Source organism: Arthrobacter sp. zg-Y1219 (assembly GCF_030125545.1).
GTDB lineage: Bacteria > Actinomycetota > Actinomycetes > Actinomycetales > Micrococcaceae > Arthrobacter_B.
Window position 1 is genome coordinate 86783 of sequence record NZ_JASKLY010000001.1, and the last position, 14370, is coordinate 101152.

15 protein-coding genes are annotated in these 14370 nt (G+C 65.7%); 9 read left to right on the forward strand and 6 right to left on the reverse strand.

Annotated elements, in window-relative coordinates; translation table 11 throughout:
* Position 1 precedes the first annotated feature (1 nt).
* From QNO00_RS00405 to QNO00_RS00420, 4 genes are read right to left on the reverse strand one after another with little or no spacing between them, the layout of a single operon-like run.
* Positions 2–1081, reverse strand: a complete 1080-nt coding sequence (locus tag QNO00_RS00405; protein ID WP_284023230.1) for an NAD(P)H-dependent flavin oxidoreductase — start codon at positions 1079–1081, stop codon at positions 2–4.
* Positions 1078–1830 (reverse strand): CoA-transferase subunit beta, encoded by a 753-nt coding sequence (locus QNO00_RS00410; RefSeq protein ID WP_229965926.1) that lies wholly within the window; start codon positions 1828–1830, stop codon positions 1078–1080. The genes QNO00_RS00405 and QNO00_RS00410 overlap by 4 nt, the downstream gene beginning before the upstream one ends.
* Positions 1827–2678 (reverse strand): CoA transferase subunit A, encoded by an 852-nt coding sequence (locus QNO00_RS00415; protein WP_229965925.1) that lies wholly within the window; start codon positions 2676–2678, stop codon positions 1827–1829. The genes QNO00_RS00410 and QNO00_RS00415 overlap by 4 nt, the downstream gene beginning before the upstream one ends.
* Before the next feature lie 7 nt (positions 2679–2685).
* The gene (locus QNO00_RS00420; protein ID WP_284023231.1) at positions 2686–3444 is read right to left on the reverse strand and encodes an enoyl-CoA hydratase family protein; all 759 of its coding nucleotides are present in this window, start codon (positions 3442–3444) and stop codon (positions 2686–2688) included.
* A 96-nt stretch (positions 3445–3540) separates the two neighbouring features.
* On the opposite strand from QNO00_RS00420, the gene QNO00_RS00425 reads away from it, so the two are divergent.
* The 5 genes from QNO00_RS00425 (at position 3541) to QNO00_RS00445 (ending at position 8639) form a co-directional block, all read left to right on the forward strand.
* Positions 3541–4446 (forward strand): SDR family oxidoreductase, encoded by a 906-nt coding sequence (locus QNO00_RS00425; protein WP_284023232.1) that lies wholly within the window; start codon positions 3541–3543, stop codon positions 4444–4446.
* Positions 4443–5270: a MaoC/PaaZ C-terminal domain-containing protein gene (locus QNO00_RS00430; RefSeq protein WP_284023233.1), complete on the forward strand. Its 828-nt coding sequence runs from the start codon at positions 4443–4445 to the stop codon at positions 5268–5270. Before QNO00_RS00425 ends, QNO00_RS00430 begins: the two co-directional genes overlap by 4 nt.
* A 153-nt stretch (positions 5271–5423) precedes the next feature.
* Positions 5424–6209 carry an electron transfer flavoprotein subunit beta/FixA family protein gene (locus QNO00_RS00435; RefSeq protein ID WP_284023234.1) on the forward strand — a complete coding sequence of 262 codons (786 nt, stop codon included), beginning with the start codon at positions 5424–5426 and terminating at the stop codon, positions 6207–6209.
* Entirely contained in the window at positions 6209–7195 is a 987-nt protein-coding gene (locus QNO00_RS00440) for an electron transfer flavoprotein subunit alpha/FixB family protein (RefSeq protein WP_229965920.1), read from the forward strand. Before QNO00_RS00435 ends, QNO00_RS00440 begins: the two co-directional genes overlap by 1 nt.
* A gap of 355 nt (positions 7196–7550) precedes the next feature.
* Positions 7551–8639 carry a cytochrome b/b6 domain-containing protein gene (locus QNO00_RS00445; protein WP_284023235.1) on the forward strand — a complete coding sequence of 363 codons (1089 nt, stop codon included), beginning with the start codon at positions 7551–7553 and terminating at the stop codon, positions 8637–8639.
* 120 nt (positions 8640–8759) lie between these two features.
* On the opposite strand, the gene QNO00_RS00450 is transcribed toward QNO00_RS00445, so the two are convergent.
* Positions 8760–10607: a flavin-containing monooxygenase gene (locus tag QNO00_RS00450; protein WP_284023236.1), complete on the reverse strand. Its 1848-nt coding sequence runs from the start codon at positions 10605–10607 to the stop codon at positions 8760–8762.
* Positions 10608–10767: 160 nt separating this feature from the next.
* Between QNO00_RS00450 and QNO00_RS00455 the strand changes: the two genes are divergently transcribed.
* The 3 genes from QNO00_RS00455 (at position 10768) to QNO00_RS00465 (ending at position 13634) form a co-directional block, all read left to right on the forward strand.
* A complete protein-coding gene (locus QNO00_RS00455; protein WP_229965917.1) occupies positions 10768–11250 on the forward strand; it encodes a MarR family transcriptional regulator in 483 nt (160 codons plus the stop codon).
* A gap of 301 nt (positions 11251–11551) precedes the next feature.
* Positions 11552–13189, forward strand: coding sequence for a ribonuclease J (locus tag QNO00_RS00460; protein WP_229965916.1), 1638 nt, complete (start codon positions 11552–11554; stop codon positions 13187–13189).
* A 115-nt stretch (positions 13190–13304) separates the two neighbouring features.
* Entirely contained in the window at positions 13305–13634 is a 330-nt protein-coding gene (locus QNO00_RS00465) for an ester cyclase (protein ID WP_284023334.1), read from the forward strand.
* Here QNO00_RS00465 and QNO00_RS00470 read toward each other — a convergent pair.
* Positions 13631–14143: a DinB family protein gene (locus QNO00_RS00470; RefSeq protein WP_229965914.1), complete on the reverse strand. Its 513-nt coding sequence runs from the start codon at positions 14141–14143 to the stop codon at positions 13631–13633. The two genes, QNO00_RS00465 and QNO00_RS00470, sit on opposite strands and share 4 nt — an antisense overlap.
* A gap of 2 nt (positions 14144–14145) precedes the next feature.
* On the opposite strand from QNO00_RS00470, the gene QNO00_RS00475 reads away from it, so the two are divergent.
* Positions 14146–14355: a RidA family protein gene (locus QNO00_RS00475; protein ID WP_284023237.1), complete on the forward strand. Its 210-nt coding sequence runs from the start codon at positions 14146–14148 to the stop codon at positions 14353–14355.
* Positions 14356–14370: the final 15 nt, after the last annotated feature.

A 14370-nucleotide genomic window follows, 5' to 3' on the forward strand; every position in this document is an offset into this window, starting at 1 on the left:
GTTAGCCCTGGACGAGAACGGCTCCGCTGGCCGCCTTCAGCCGCAGGACCGCCTCGTCGACGATGCGATCGACCAGCTCCTGGCACGACGGCAATTCGTCGATGACCCCGACCACCTGCCCGGCAGCCAGCATGCCGGCGGAGGTGTCGCCGTCAACGAGCCCGGCCTTCAGGAGCATGGGCGTATTGGCGGCCAGCATCATCTGATTCCAGCTCCGGCCCGTGCCTCGCTTCATCGACAAACCGTCCCGTGCCATCTCCAGCCAGGACTGCCCGGAGAGCTCCTTGAACTGCAGGGAGCGGCGCAGGGTGGGCAGCAGCTGCCGCAGCCTTCCGGTGTCCTCCAGCCCGTTAACGAACTCGGTGCGCAGCAGCCGGTGCGGCATGCCGTCGGCCTTGGTGGTGACCACAGTTCCGTCGAGGCCGAAGGTGAGGTAGCGCTGTTTGATTTCCTCGGGCACCGAACTGTCGCTGGTGAGCAGGAACCGGGTTCCCATGCCGATGCCGACGGCGCCGTAGGCAAGGGCTGCAGCAAGACCGCGGCCGTCAAAGAAGCCTCCCGCCGCTATGACGGGGATGTCGACGGCATCGACGACAGTGGGCAGCAGCAGCGTCGTGGGGATGGCGCCGGTGTGCCCGCCGCCTTCCCCGCCCTGGATCATGACGGCATCTGCACCCCAGGCGGCCACCTTTTCGGCATGCCGCGCTGCGCCAACCGAAGGAATCACGACAATTGCGTTCTCCTTGAGCTTGTCGATGAGCTCGCGCTTCGGTGCCAGCGCAAAGGAGGCAACCTTGACGCCGTACTTGATCAGCAGCTCGGCCCGCGCAGGGGCATCGGCCGCATCGGCGCGCAGGTTGACCCCGAAAGGCTTATCTGTGCGGCTCTTGACCGCAACGATGGCCTGCTCCAGCTGGGCGAGCGTCATCGTGGCGGAGGCAAGAATGCCCAAGGCCCCCGCCTCCGCCGTGGCGGAAACCAGCCGGGGCCCGGCCACCCAGCCCATCCCCGTCTGCACGATGGGATGGTCGACGCCGGTGAGTTCGGTGAGGGGGGTGGAGATGCGGTTTGCGGTGCTCATGAAGGGACCTCTTGTTCTCTGCGGTTCCGGGGATCGAGAACCTCCCGGATGAGATGCAGTTCGCGCTCATCGGGAAGGCGGGTGGTGCTGACGGGGCCCGCACTGTGCAGCGGGAATCCGGTCGCGGCCTGGATCTCCTCGAGGGTTACCCCGGGGTGCAGCGACACCAGCGCCATGCTGGAATCAGGTCCGCTGAAATCCAGGACGCCGAGGTTCGTGACAACTTGGTGCAGCCGGTGGAACCGGGCGGCGGTGCCGGCGGCACGGGCGCGGTCGGTGCCGATGCCGGTCACATAGTCCACGTTCTCGACGAAGTTGCGGCGGCTGTGGCGGGGGATCCAGTAGCTCGTGGCGTGGTTCACGGTGTTGGTGGCTGCGGCCCGGGTGCCCAGAAGCTGCCGGGTCGGCCGGGCATGCTCGCCGATGGCGGACAGATTCTGGTTTCCAAAGCGGTCGATCTGCGCCCCGCCCATCACCACGTGGCGGCGACCCGTGGTGATCAATTCGAACAGCTCACGGTACGGCAGGTAACCCGCCGGCGTTGTGCTTGGCCGGTCGACGGCCGGCACATCGCCGAGGATTGTCGACTCGCCGTCGCTGATCATGAGGTCGGGAGCGTGGGTCAACAGGGCGAGGCGCACACCGATGGTGGGCACCACGCCTGCCGGGCTGGCCAGAATGTCGGCCTGGCCGCGGAACAGATCGCTGCAGGCGGTGACGGCAACTTCGGCCCGCGTAACCGCGTTCACCGCACACCGGCCAGGTTCGCCCGGTAGGCGGCGTCGTCCAGATCCAGGTAGCGGGCGCGGAACGTTTGCCAGGCATCGGGGGAGGACGCCGACTGCGCGTACTCCCGCTGAAAAGCCTCGTCACGGCCGTAGTCGGGCAGGCAGGATGTGAAGTGCGCGCCCAGCGGTGACTCAACCACGTGATCCACCATGGTGCGGTTCAGCAGCAGGGTGGAGGGGTGCGCGTTTCGGGTGAGTTCGGCAGTGGTCACCACCGCCTCCGCGCTGACGATCGTGCGAGCGGCGGCGCGGGCGAACAGGTCGTCGAAGTACGGATCGGGCCCGAGGCACTGGGCGTTGCCGAGTTCATCGGCGCGGTTGAGGTGCACCAGGGCCAGATCGAGGGGAATGGCCGGCATGGCCACCAGCACTTCGCCGTCGTCATAGGGCGAGGTGACCGTGCGGATGTGCGGGTTTCCCGCCAGGGCGTCCGCGCCGAGGCCGGAACGGGTCGCCTCGAAGGGGAGCCGCCGCCCGGCGGCGCGGAGCCCCGACACGAGCAGGGATTCGTCGAGCTCAACGGCTTCGACGGCGCCGGCCTGCCGAGCCGCGGCAAAGTGCGGTTCGATGGCAATCGAGTCAAGCGTGACGAAACCGTAAACCACGCGCTTGGCCTGTCCGGTGGCGCACAGGATTCCGACGTCGGGCCCGCCGAAACTGACGATTGTCAGGTCGCGGACTCCCGAGCGGACGAGGGCGCGCACCAGGGACATGGGCTTGCGCCGCGAGCCCCAGCCGCCGATGCCAATGGTCATCCCGTCGGTGAACTGCTCGATGACCGCCTCGGCATCGAGGACCTTGCTGGTCATTTTCCGGTCATTTCGCGGGGGAGTGGCCGGTGGCGACGAAGTCGTCGCGCAGGTCGTCGGCGACGCCGCCCAGGTTGAGCTCGAAGGTGAAACCCTGTTCCCAGCGATAGTTCTTCACGACATCGACGGGATCGATGCCGTTCAGCGCTTCCTTCGCCGCCCGCACCACGCGGGTGTCCTTGGCGGCGATTTCTTCAGCAAGGGCAAACGCTGCGGCGTCGAGCCGGTCGGCCGGGACCACCTCGGCCACGCTGCCCAGTTCGGCCAGCCGCTGCGCGGTGATGGTCCGGCTGGTGTAGTACAGGGTGCGCAGCAGATGCGCCGGCACGAGGCGGGAGAGGTGGGTTGCGGCCCCGAGGGCGCCGCGGTCCACCTCGGGGACACCGAAGTACGCGTCCTCTCCGGCAACGATGATGTCGGCGCTCCCGGCGAGCCCCACTCCGCCGCCGAGGCAGAAGCCGTTCACGGCCGCGATGACCGGCACCGGGCACTCGTAGATCGACTTGAAGGCGAGGTAACAGCCGCGGTTCGCGCCCAGAATGGCGCTGAAGCCATCGGTGGCCTGCATTTGCTTGATGTCGACGCCGGCGTTGAAGCCCCGGCCTTCTGCCCGCAGGACCACAACGCGGGTGTCCGGGTCCTTGCCTGCTTCGTCGAGGGCCTCGCTGATCGCGAACCAGCCTTCCACGGGCAGAGCATTGACCGGGGGATAGTCCATGGTTACCGCACGCACGCCGTCGTGGTGCATCTTCGATGTAATTGCCATAATGTGACCCTACCTAACGTTTGCTTGATAGCCTAGCATTTGCTTGGTAGACGGTACACTGCAGAACATTGCAGTCAACTCAAAGGAGAGCACGACATGACCGGCATCTGTGAAGGACGAGTCGCCATCGTGACCGGGGCGGGCCGCGGGCTGGGGCGCGAACACGCCCTTGAGCTGGCGCGTCAGGGCGCGAAGGTCGTGGTCAATGACCTGGGAACCACCCTCAACGGCGTGGCGGAGGCCTCGGGCCCGGCGCACGACGTCGTGGCGCTGATTCGCGCCGAGGGCGGCGAGGCGGTGGCGAACGGAGCTGACGTCGCCGACTTCGAGCAGGCGGCCGCGCTGGTCCGGCAGGCCATCGACACGTTCGGACGCCTGGACGTGCTCGTGAACAATGCGGGCTTTGTCCGCGACCGCATGCTGGTGAACACCTCGGAAGAGGAGTGGGACGCCGTCATCCGGGTGCACCTGAAGGGACACTTTGCACCGTTGCGCCACGCCAGCGAATACTGGCGCAACGAGGCCAAAGCCGGCAGGACGCACGATGCCCGGGTCATCAACACCTCGTCCGGCGCCGGCCTGCAGGGCAGCGTTGGCCAGGCAAGCTACTCGGCCGCCAAGGCCGGAATCGCCGGGCTCACCCTCGTCGCAGCGCAGGAGCTGGGCCGCTACGGAGTAACGGTGAATGCCATAGCCCCCTCCGCCCGCACCCGGATGACCGAAGGCGCTTTTGCTGAGGCGATGGCCATTCCGGAAAGCGGCTTCGACGCCATGAATCCGGCAAATGTTTCTCCGATCGTCGCCTGGCTTGCCAGCGGATCCTCCGCCGCCGTCACCGGCCGCGTGATTGAAATCGAAGGCGGCCGCATCTGCATCGAGGAGGGCTGGAACCATGGTCCCGCCGAGGACGCGGGACAGCGCTGGGACGCTGCGGCCGCCGGAGAGGCGATCGAGCAGCTGCTCGTCAAAGCCGCCACTCCCGAGCCGGTCTACGGCGTATGAGCACGGACCTGACCGGGGCAGGATCCACCGGCACTGAGCTCACCGGGGCCGCCGCCTGGGCCGGGCGTGCGCTCGGCGAACGCACCGTCGGCTATACCGAAACCGACGCCATCCTCTATGCGCTGGCCGTCGGCGCCCCGGCCGGCGACCTTGATCTGGTCTTCGAGGACCGGCTGCGTGTTCTCCCCTCGTTCGGGCTGACCCTGGCGCAGTGGGCACCGGATGTACTGGCCGAGCAGGGAGCCTTCGACAACCGGGCCGTACACGGATCGCAGGAGCTGGCCGTCCTCAAGCCGCTGCCGCGGTCAGGGGAGATCCTGCTCAACGCACGGGTGGGTGAGGTGTGGGACAAGGGCGCCGCGGCAGTGTTCAACGTGATCGTTGAATGTGAGTACTTCGTGGCGACGTGGAGCCTGTTCGCCCCCGGTTTCGGCGGTTTTGGCGGGGACCGCGGTCCGTCCAAGTCCGCAGCCCTGACCGAGGAACCCCTCGGCGGCGCAAGCGTGCAGACGGTAGCCAATCAGGCGGCGCTGTACCGCTTGCTGGGCGACCGGCACCACATCCACATCGATCCGCAGGCTGCGGAGCGCATCGGCCAGAAGCGCCCGATCCTGCACGGCCTCGCCTCGCTGGCATCCGCCACACTGCCGCTGGCCGAGCTTGCCGGAGCCCATCCCGCAGACCTCGTCCAGCTTGCCGGCCGCTTTGCCGGCGTCGTGTTCCCCGGGGATGAGATCACCGTGCGCACCTGGGAGGGCGGCCGCTTCGACGCCCGGGTGGGGGACCAGCCGGTGCTCACCGAGGGCCTGGCGGTCTTCGGATGAGCACCCAGGGTCGAAGCAAGACCCCGGACTATGACACGAATCACAAGAACCGGCAGGTCTGGGATACGATCGCGGCGGGGTCCGCCGAGCCGAGACCGCGGTTGTGAAGACCATCAACAAAGAGTCTTTGACGACGATGACGAAGGGCACATGATGAAAATTGTTGTACTAATGAAAGAGGTTCCGGATACTTGGGGCGATCGCACCCTGGATCTGGAAACCGGCCTGCTGAATCGGGCCGGCAGCGATCTCGTGCTCGACGAGATCACCGAGCGGGCCCTCGAGGTTGCGCTGACGCACCGCGACAGCAACCCGGGAACCGAGGTTGTCCTGCTTGCAGTGGGCCCCGCGACGGTGCCCAACAGCTTGCGCAAGGGCCTGGCCATGGGCGCGGACCGCGCCGTGCATGTTCACGACGACGCCCTGCTGGGCGCAGACCTGACATTGACCGCCGAAACGCTCGCCGCCGCCATCCGGCACATCGGGTTTGACCTCGTCGTCGCGGGCAACCTCTCCACCGACGGGGGAGGCGGCGTCCTTCCCTCGATGCTCGCCGAACTGCTGGGCGTTGCCGGCATCAGCTCGCTGAGCACTGTCGAGATCACCGACTCGACCGTCGCCGGGCGCAGGAACATCGAGTCGGGCGCCTTCGAGGTCAGCGCTGCCCTTCCGGCAGTCATCTCGATCACCGAGGCCCTTCCCGATGCGCGCTTCTCAAACTTCAAGGGCATCATGGCCGCCAAGAAGAAGCCGTTCGAGACGCTTTCCCTGGCCGATTTGGGCATAGCGGTCGACGAGAACGCCGGCCGGTCCATCATTATCGCGGTGGCGCAGCGCCCCGCACGCACCGCCGGAATCCGCATTGAGGACGACGGCGACGCCGGTCAGCAGATCGCCGATTTCCTCATCCAGAACCAACTCATCAAAGGACGCTCATAATGACCGCCTACCCTGCGAACTCAGTTCTCGTGCTCGTCGATGTCTCACCGGCCGGCCAGCTCCGCTCCAGCGCAGCAGAGGTCATTGGCGCGGCCTCAACCGTGGGCACGCCCGTAGCACTCGCCGTCGCGGCGCCAGGCAACGCGGACCGGCTCAGCGCTGAGCTGGCGGCACTCGGCGCGGGTTACGTGATGATCAGTGAATCAGCCGAGCTCGACACGGCCGTGGTCTCGCCGCTGGTCGATGCACTCAGCGCGGCCGCTGCGGCCGTCTCGCCCGAGGCCGTGCTGGTCTCGAACTCCATCCAGGGCCGGGATGCCGCTGCACGCTTTGCGGCACGCTCCGGCTCGTCCCTGGCCGCGGATGCCGTCGGTGTTTCCCGTGATGAGGAGGGAGTAGTCGCCCACCACAGCGTTTACGGCGGCGCCTATTCCGTCGACTCCGCCGCTGCTGCCGGAACTCTCGTGATCACGCTGCGCCAGGGGTCGTCGAGCGTGCGGGCCGCCGCGCAGGACGCCGAAACAGAGCTGCTGGCTGTGGCTGCGTCCGGAGCACCCGACGCCCTCATCAACAGTTACGAAGAGACAATCGTTGCCTCCTCGCGCCCCGAACTGCGCGGCGCCGAGGTGGTCGTCTCCGGCGGCCGCGGCGTGGGATCCGGTGAGAACTTCGCCCTCGTTGAGAGTCTTGCCGATGCGCTTGGCGGAGCCGTCGGAGCATCGCGGGCAGCGGTGGACGCCGGGTACGTGGCGCAAACCCTCCAGGTCGGCCAGACCGGAGTGACGGTTGCCCCGCAGCTCTACATCGCGCTCGGCATCTCCGGTGCCATCCAGCACCGCGCCGGAATGCAGACCGCCAAGACGATCATCGCCATCAACAAGGACGCCGATGCTCCGATTTTCGAAATCGCCGACTTCGGCGTGGTGGGCGACCTGTTCACGGTAGTACCCCAGCTGGTCAAAGCAATCGAATCGAAGCGGGGATAGTTCCATGGTGAGGAAGGGCCTTCCCCGAGTTCCCGGCGCTCCCGCCGGCGAGGCGGGGGACAAGCAGGAGAACATTGCAACAGCAACACCAGTAACACCAGTAACACCAGAAACCGCAACACCAGTGACGCCCGCATCCGATAACACCGCAGCAGCCGGTGCCGTGCCTGCCGGCGCAGCACCGGCTGCTGCGCCGGCAGGCAGGCGTCAGGGCCTGCCCCGCGCTGCCACCGGGACCAGCACCGCCCCCGCGCCGGCAGTCTCTTCGGCCGCCAATGGAAGCGGAGTAGGGGCGGCGGCCACACCAGCGGCAACCGCCACACCGGCTCCGGCAGTGCCGGGGCGACGTCAGGGTATGCCGCGCCCGGCCGCCGGAGGCAGCGGGACGCCGTCGGCTTCTCCTGCCGGTGCCCCGTCAGGTTCAGCTTCGGGTTCTGCTTCAGCGTCCGGTGCTCGGACCCAGGCTCCGGCTGCAGGCGCTGCCTCCGCCGCCGCGGCAGCCAATCCGGCAGGGAAAACGACGGCAAAACCTGCAGCAAAGGCCGGCGCTGCCGCGTCCGGGCGCAGCAGGCTCGCGCGGGGCGGTCTCGCGACTGCTGCGCTGCTCGCCCTTTTCGCCATCGCCGTTTTGGTGGCCAGATGGCTCGTCACCCAGGACTCCGTGCAGGGCTTCATCGCCCAGTACCCGGGTGAAAGCCACCTCCCGCATGACGCCCCCGTCGGGCTGCCGGGCTGGCTTGGCTGGCAGCACTTCTTTAATGCCTTCTTCATGGTCCTGATTATTCGCTCGGGCTGGCAGGTCCGGACGCAGCGGAAGCCGCCGGCATCCTGGACGCCGCGCTGGGGCAAGAATCCGAAGAAGATCAGCATCACCCTGTGGCTGCACCAGTCACTGGACCTTCTCTGGCTGGTCAACGGGGGAATCTTCGTGGTTCTGCTCGCCGTTACCGGGCAGTGGATGCGGGTGGTTCCCACGAGCTGGGACGTTTTCCCCAACGCCCTTTCGGCCGCCCTGCAGTACCTTTCGCTGGACTGGCCCACGGAGAATGGCTGGGTGAACTACAACAGCCTGCAGGTGCTTGCCTACTTCGTGACCATCTTCATCGCGGCGCCGCTGGCTGCCGCCAGCGGGTTCCGGATGTCGGACCTGTGGCCTTCAAAGGCCAAGCGGCTGAGCACCCTTTATCCGATCGAAGTGGCGCGGGCCATCCACCTCCCCGTGATGTTCTACTTTGTCGGATTCATCATTGTGCACGTCGCCCTGGTGCTATCAACCGGTGCGCTGCGCAATCTCAACCACATGTACGGCGGCCAGGATGCGGTGAATTGGTTCGGGTTCTGGGTCTTCTTCGCCTCGCTGCTCGTGATGGTTGGAGCGTGGTTTGCGGCCCGCCCGCTGATTCTGGCTCCCATCGCCTCGCTCTTTGGCAAGGTCGGGCGCTAACTTTCTCTCCAGGTCAGCGACGGAGAACACGAACAAAAACGCGATGAAGACAAGGACTCCGGACGGCGATCGCCGTCCGGAGTCCTTGTTTCGTTGTCGGCTCCTTACATTCTTTGTTTCCTAAGCGCGCTGGCTCTCCTTGACGGCCAGGACGTCAAGGATTTCCTCTTCACGCCACTTCTTGAGCAGGCGGTGGAAGACAACCGGCCCCGGCCCGAAGGAGAAGCTCACGGGCGGCGGATTGCCTTCACGGTTGTAGTAGCCCGGTGTGCATTCGGCCTGGAACTGCTTGTTGTCGTTCGATGTTTCCTGGATGGTCCGGCACCACGCATCTTCGGCTTCCGCCGTCGGCTCAATGTAGTCGGCTCCGGTCTCGCGTCCCTTGGCGATGACGGCGGCAATGTGGTTGGCCTGTTCGAGCAGGATATGCACAAAGTTGACGGAGTTGGCGTTCTGCATCGGGCCCAGGTGGAAGAGGTTGGGGAAGCCGTTGGTATAGAAGCCGTGAAGCGTCCTCGGCCCCCGGCTCCAGGCCTCGAGCAGCGTGCGCCCGCCGCGGCCGGTGACGGGCATGGCACCGGAGGTCACGCCCGAGACGCCGACCTCAAACCCGGTGGCGAAAATGACGCAGTCCACTTCGTATTCGACGTCGCCCACCACGATGGAGGTCTCCGTCATGCGCGTAATGCCGCCAAAGTCCGCTGTGTCGACCAGCGTAACGTTGGGGCGGTTGAACGCCTCCAGGTAGAAGTCGCTGAAGGTGGGCCGCTTGCACATGTAGCGGTACCAGGGCTGAAGCACTTCGGCGGTGGCGGGATCGGACACCACAGCGCCGATCCGCGCACGGATCTCGTTCATCTTGGCGAAGTCGACCAGCTCGTCGATCCGTTCCCGTTCCTCTGCCGAAACGGTCGTGTCAACGGAACCGCTGATCATCTTGCGCTGGAGCTGCGCCGTGGAAGTCCAGCCGTCGCCGACAAGATCTTCTTCCACCGGCTCGCCCGAGATAACGGAGAGGAAGTTGTCCATCCGCTCCTGCTGCCAGCCGGGCTTCAGGGACGCTGCCCACTCCGGATCGGTGGGGCGGTTGTCCCGGACATCCACCGAGGAGGGGGTGCGCTGGAAAACGAAGAGCTGCTCGGCGTCGCGCGCCACCATGGGAATCACCTGAATGCCCGTGGCTCCGGTGCCAATCACGGCAACCTTCTTGTCGGCCAGCTTTGACAGCCCGCCGAACTGGTTCCCGCCGGTGTAGCCGTAGTCCCATCGGCTGGTGTGGAAGGTGTGGCCCTTGAAGGAATCAATGCCGGGGATGCCCGGAAGCTTGGGCTGCGTCAGGGTTCCGGAGGAGGTAATGACCTGGCGGGCGCGCATCGTGTCGCCGCGGTCGGTCTGCACGATCCACTCCAGGGCCTCTTCGTCCCAGGTCAGGCTGCTGACCCGGGTGTGGAAGACGGCGTCGCGGTACAGATCGAATTTCTTGGCGATGGCCACGGCATGCCGGCGGATCTCCTCGCCCGGGGCGTACCGCTCGCTGGGCATCGCGCCTACTTCTTCAAGCAGCGGCAGGTACAGATAGGACTCAATGTCGCAGCGGATGCCGGGGTAGCGGTTCCAGTACCAGGTGCCGCCGAAGTCGCCGGCCTCATCCATCATGCGGATGTCCTCGACGCCGGCCTGGCGCAGGCGGGCACCGGTGAGCAAGCCGCCGAATCCGCCCCCGACCACCAGGACCTCGACGGAGTCGGTGAGCGGCTCGCGCTCAGTTCGCTCGGTGTACGGATCAGTGGCGTAGTAGCCGAAGGTTCCCGTGGCCGGCTGGTACTGCGTGGCGCCGTCGGGCCGGATCCGCCGGTCCCGTTCCTGCTTGTACTTTGCCCTCAGCGAATCAACATCGAGCGCATCAAGGATTTGACCGTCGTGGCGGGCGTGTCCGCCGGAGGTGGCGGTTGCACTGCGGTTGCTCATTAATCGTCCTTAGTTCGTGGAAAAAGCAGCCCCGGCGGTTCCCCCCATTTACAGCTCGCCGGGATGCCCGTGGATCTCAACCATTCGAAAATAGTTAACTTCAGGCTAACTAATTGCACTGGATGTTTCCTGATCGGCTGCCGGCTACTACGGTGAGGACATGACCGATGGAGCCGAAGAGCGGCAGGAACGCGACCAAGTATTACGAAACCTCGAGTCGCTGGCCGATTCGTATCAGGCGACCACGCTGCCGGTTCTCCTCGATTCACTCCTGACAACTGATCTCACCATCCAGCAGCTGAAGGTGCTGGCCGTCCTGGCCACCACGGAGAACGGAACGACAGGCCGCGGGCTGGCGGACTCATTCGGTGTTTCACTGGCCTCGATGTCGGGCCTTGTGGACCGGCTCGTCACGCAGGGTGCGGCTGCACGGTCCCAGGATGAACAGGACGGCCGAGTGCGCCGGGTCCATGCCACACCGCTGGGCAGGGCCCTCGTCAGGCGCCTCGTGGCGAACCGGCCCGAACTCAGTTCCGAGATCCTCAGACGGCTGTCGCTGGAAGACCTGCGGGCCTTGGAACAGGGGCTGCAGGCTGTCCATGCCGAGACCGTGCGGAGGCCGCCCGCAGGGCGAATGCGGTAATAGCAGAAGAAAATGAGAAGATAAGAGATGTCCATCGGTTTTGGACGACTCTGCCCGTGTGGGCTCATCACCGCTGACCATCCAAAGGGCGATCAAAGCGGTGACAGCCCGGTGGCCCAAGATGCGCATAGCTGCGCGCGGGCCCGGGGGAGTCGGCTCCGGAACGGACCACTGACCTCCTGGTGCAGCGGCGAACAGCTGCAGCACCCCCGTAGTAAACCCGTACTCGACGAAAGAACTTTCATCCGTGAATAGAACAGCTGCCGCACTAAAAGCCCCCCGGGAACTCGCCAAAGGAACCATGCGCATTGTCGCGCTGGGCGGCATCGGCGAAATCGGCAGAAACATGACTGTCTTTGAATTCGACGGCAAACTGCTGATCGTTGACTGCGGCGTCCTTTTCCCCGAGGAGATCCACCCCGGCGTTAACCTGATCCTGCCTGACTTCTCGTACATCCGTGACCGCCTGAACGATGTCGTTGGCGTCGTCCTGACCCACGGCCACGAAGACCACATTGGCGGCATTCCCTACCTGCTGCGCGAACGTGCGGACATCCCCCTGATCGGTTCCAAGCTGACTCTCGCGTTCGTCGAGGCGAAGCTCAAGGAACACCGCATCACCCCGAAGCTGATCCAGGTCAAGGAAGGGGACCGCCGCACCATGGGCGGCTTCGACCTCGAGTTCGTGGCCGTCAACCACTCCATCCCGGACAGCCTTGCCGTTGCCATTCGCACCGAGGCCGGAATGATCCTGCACACCGGTGACTTCAAGATGGACCAGTTCCCGCTGGACCGCCGGATTACCGACCTGGCCGGTTTCGCCCGTCTTGGCGCCGAAGGCGTGGACCTGTTCCTCACGGACTCCACCAACGCCGACGTGCCGGGCTTCATGGCCTCGGAGAAGGAACTGGCTCCCGCCATCGACACGGTGTTCCGCACCGCGCCGCGCCGGATCATCGTTTCCAGCTTCGCCAGCCACATCCACCGCATCCAGCAGGTTATCGACGCTGCCGACCGCTACAAGCGCAAGGTTGCCTTCGTGGGCCGGTCGATGATCCGGAACATGACCATCGCCGAGGAACTGGGCTACCTGAACATCCCCAAGGGCATCCTGGTGGACTTCAAGGCCCTTCAGCGCTCCGATGACCCCAAGGTTGTCCTGATCTGCACCGGTTCACAGGGCGAGCCGCTGGCAGCCCTGTCCCGCATGGCCAACAAGGACCACCCGATCCGGATCCAGGAGAATGACACCGTGCTGCTGGCCAGCTCGCTGATCCCGGGTAACGAGAACGCCATCTACAGCGTCATCAACTCCCTGACCCAGTTGGGCGCCAACGTGGTCCACAAGGGCAACGCCAAGGTCCACGTCTCCGGCCACGCCAGTGCCGGGGAACTGGCCTACTGCTACAACATCGTCAAGCCGCGCAACGTCATGCCGGTCCACGGCGAATGGCGCCACCTGAAGGCCAACGCGGCCATCGCCGTCGCCACCGGCATGGACCCGCGCGACGTCGTCATCGCAGAAGACGGCGTGACCGTTGACCTGCGCCGCGGCCGCGCGTCGATTTCCGGCAAGATCCCCGTCGGCCTGGTCTTCGTGGACGGCGACAGCGTCGGCCACACCACCGAGGATGACCTCAAGGAGCGCCTGCAGCTCTCCGAGCAGGGTTCCGTCACGGTCCTGGCCCTCATCGATCCGGACACCGGCACGGTTGCCGAGCCGCCGGAGTTCTTCATCAAGGGGTTCGCCTGCAGCCCGGGCGACGTCAAGAAGGCCGAAGCCGTTGTGGAAAAGGCCATCAACGACGCAGCCAACGGCCGCGGCCGCGGTGCCCGCAATGAAGACCCCGAGGTCATCATTGAGCGTTCCGTTGCCAACTGGATGCGCCGCTTCTACAACCGCACGCCTGCCGTCACGGCGATTGTCGTCGATGCCTAAGCCTGTCTCGGGGCGGTAGCCCCCTGCAGCGGCAAAAAAGAAGGTCCGGCGTCGTAATTCCGACGCCGGACCTTCTTTTTGCTTCTGGCCCTGTCGGTGCTGCGGGCCGGGTCCTATCGTTCCATCTGGCCGCGGACCCGATGCCGTTGCCCACGTCAAAGAGGCCATCCGGCAGGTCCACGAGGCCATGCCGGACATCAGCTATGAACTCGAAGACTGGGCAACGCGCGGCAACACCGCCTGGGTGCGCTTTCGCGGACGCGGCACGAATACGGGGCCGTTTTTCGGACCGCCGAGCGGAAAGACGGTTGAAGTGACGGTAATTGACATCGCCGTTGTCGCTGACGGGCGCATCACTGAACACTGGGGAGTGCCGGACCGCTTTTCGCTGCTCCAGCAGACCGGCGTGCTCAAGCGCTTGAGGCCGGGCGCGGCTGAGGGCTAAGCCCGTGCCACACCTCGTGCGGCAATGATCTGCTCGCGCAGGACGTCCGCATGGCCGCAGTGCTGGGCGAGTTCGCGGAGCACATGAAGATAGATCCACCGCATCGGCAGCGGCCCCCTGCGATTCCCGTGCACAACGTCATGGATTCCGCGGCCCGCTGCCGCGGCCCGCGACGCCGAACAGGCCAGGCTGTACGCGGCGCGGACGGAGGCGATGGTGTCCTCCGGAGTGAGGTCGAACGACTCGTCAGGTCCCGCCGGGCAGCCTATTTCGGCTCGGGAGAGGCACGTGATCGCCTCGTTGAACCACACCTGCTCCACAAAGGTGGCGTGCTTGACCAGTCCCAGGAGAGTCGTTTTTGACGGCACGAGCCTGCTGCGGACCTCCGTTTCGGTCATGCCGTCGAGGCAGTCATAGAGGGCACCGCGGTGGTCGTCGAGAAATACTTGGAACTGCAGTTCCAACGGAGATGCGAAGGCAGCGGAATCATGGCTTGACGGTGTACTCACGAATGCGACCCTACCGCTCCTATAGTCCCGACAACGGCGAGCTGGTTTCGGTCGGTGTCGCCGAGCAGTGTGATGCAATGCTGACGAATGCCGTGTACGCCAGGCGCATCCCGGCACCGCACCCGGCCCGCACCACGCTCCAGGCAGCTGGACTGCCGCTGGGTGCAAAGGTGCAGCTGGATGCGGTCGCCACCGTCGGGTCCCCAGGCTAAGCGGGCCGGGCATCT

Bases quoted from the DNA above. Each gene is read 5' to 3' on its own strand.
- QNO00_RS00405 (WP_284023230.1), bottom strand. From the start codon at position 1,081: ATGAGCACCGCAAACCGCATCTCCACCCCCCTCACCGAACTCACCGGC.
- QNO00_RS00415 (WP_229965925.1), bottom strand. From the start codon at position 2,678: ATGACCAGCAAGGTCCTCGATGCCGAGGCGGTCATCGAGCAGTTCACC.
- QNO00_RS00420 (WP_284023231.1), bottom strand. From the start codon at position 3,444: ATGGCAATTACATCGAAGATGCACCACGACGGCGTGCGTGCGGTAACC.
- QNO00_RS00425 (WP_284023232.1), top strand. From the start codon at position 3,541: ATGACCGGCATCTGTGAAGGACGAGTCGCCATCGTGACCGGGGCGGGC.
- QNO00_RS00430 (WP_284023233.1), top strand. From the start codon at position 4,443: ATGAGCACGGACCTGACCGGGGCAGGATCCACCGGCACTGAGCTCACC.
- QNO00_RS00435 (WP_284023234.1), top strand. From the start codon at position 5,424: ATGAAAATTGTTGTACTAATGAAAGAGGTTCCGGATACTTGGGGCGAT.
- QNO00_RS00440 (WP_229965920.1), top strand. From the start codon at position 6,209: ATGACCGCCTACCCTGCGAACTCAGTTCTCGTGCTCGTCGATGTCTCA.
- QNO00_RS00445 (WP_284023235.1), top strand. From the start codon at position 7,551: ATGCCGCGCCCGGCCGCCGGAGGCAGCGGGACGCCGTCGGCTTCTCCT.
- QNO00_RS00450 (WP_284023236.1), bottom strand. From the start codon at position 10,607: ATGAGCAACCGCAGTGCAACCGCCACCTCCGGCGGACACGCCCGCCAC.
- QNO00_RS00455 (WP_229965917.1), top strand. From the start codon at position 10,768: ATGACCGATGGAGCCGAAGAGCGGCAGGAACGCGACCAAGTATTACGA.
- QNO00_RS00460 (WP_229965916.1), top strand. From the start codon at position 11,552: ATGCGCATTGTCGCGCTGGGCGGCATCGGCGAAATCGGCAGAAACATG.
- QNO00_RS00475 (WP_284023237.1), top strand. From the start codon at position 14,146: ATGCGACCCTACCGCTCCTATAGTCCCGACAACGGCGAGCTGGTTTCG.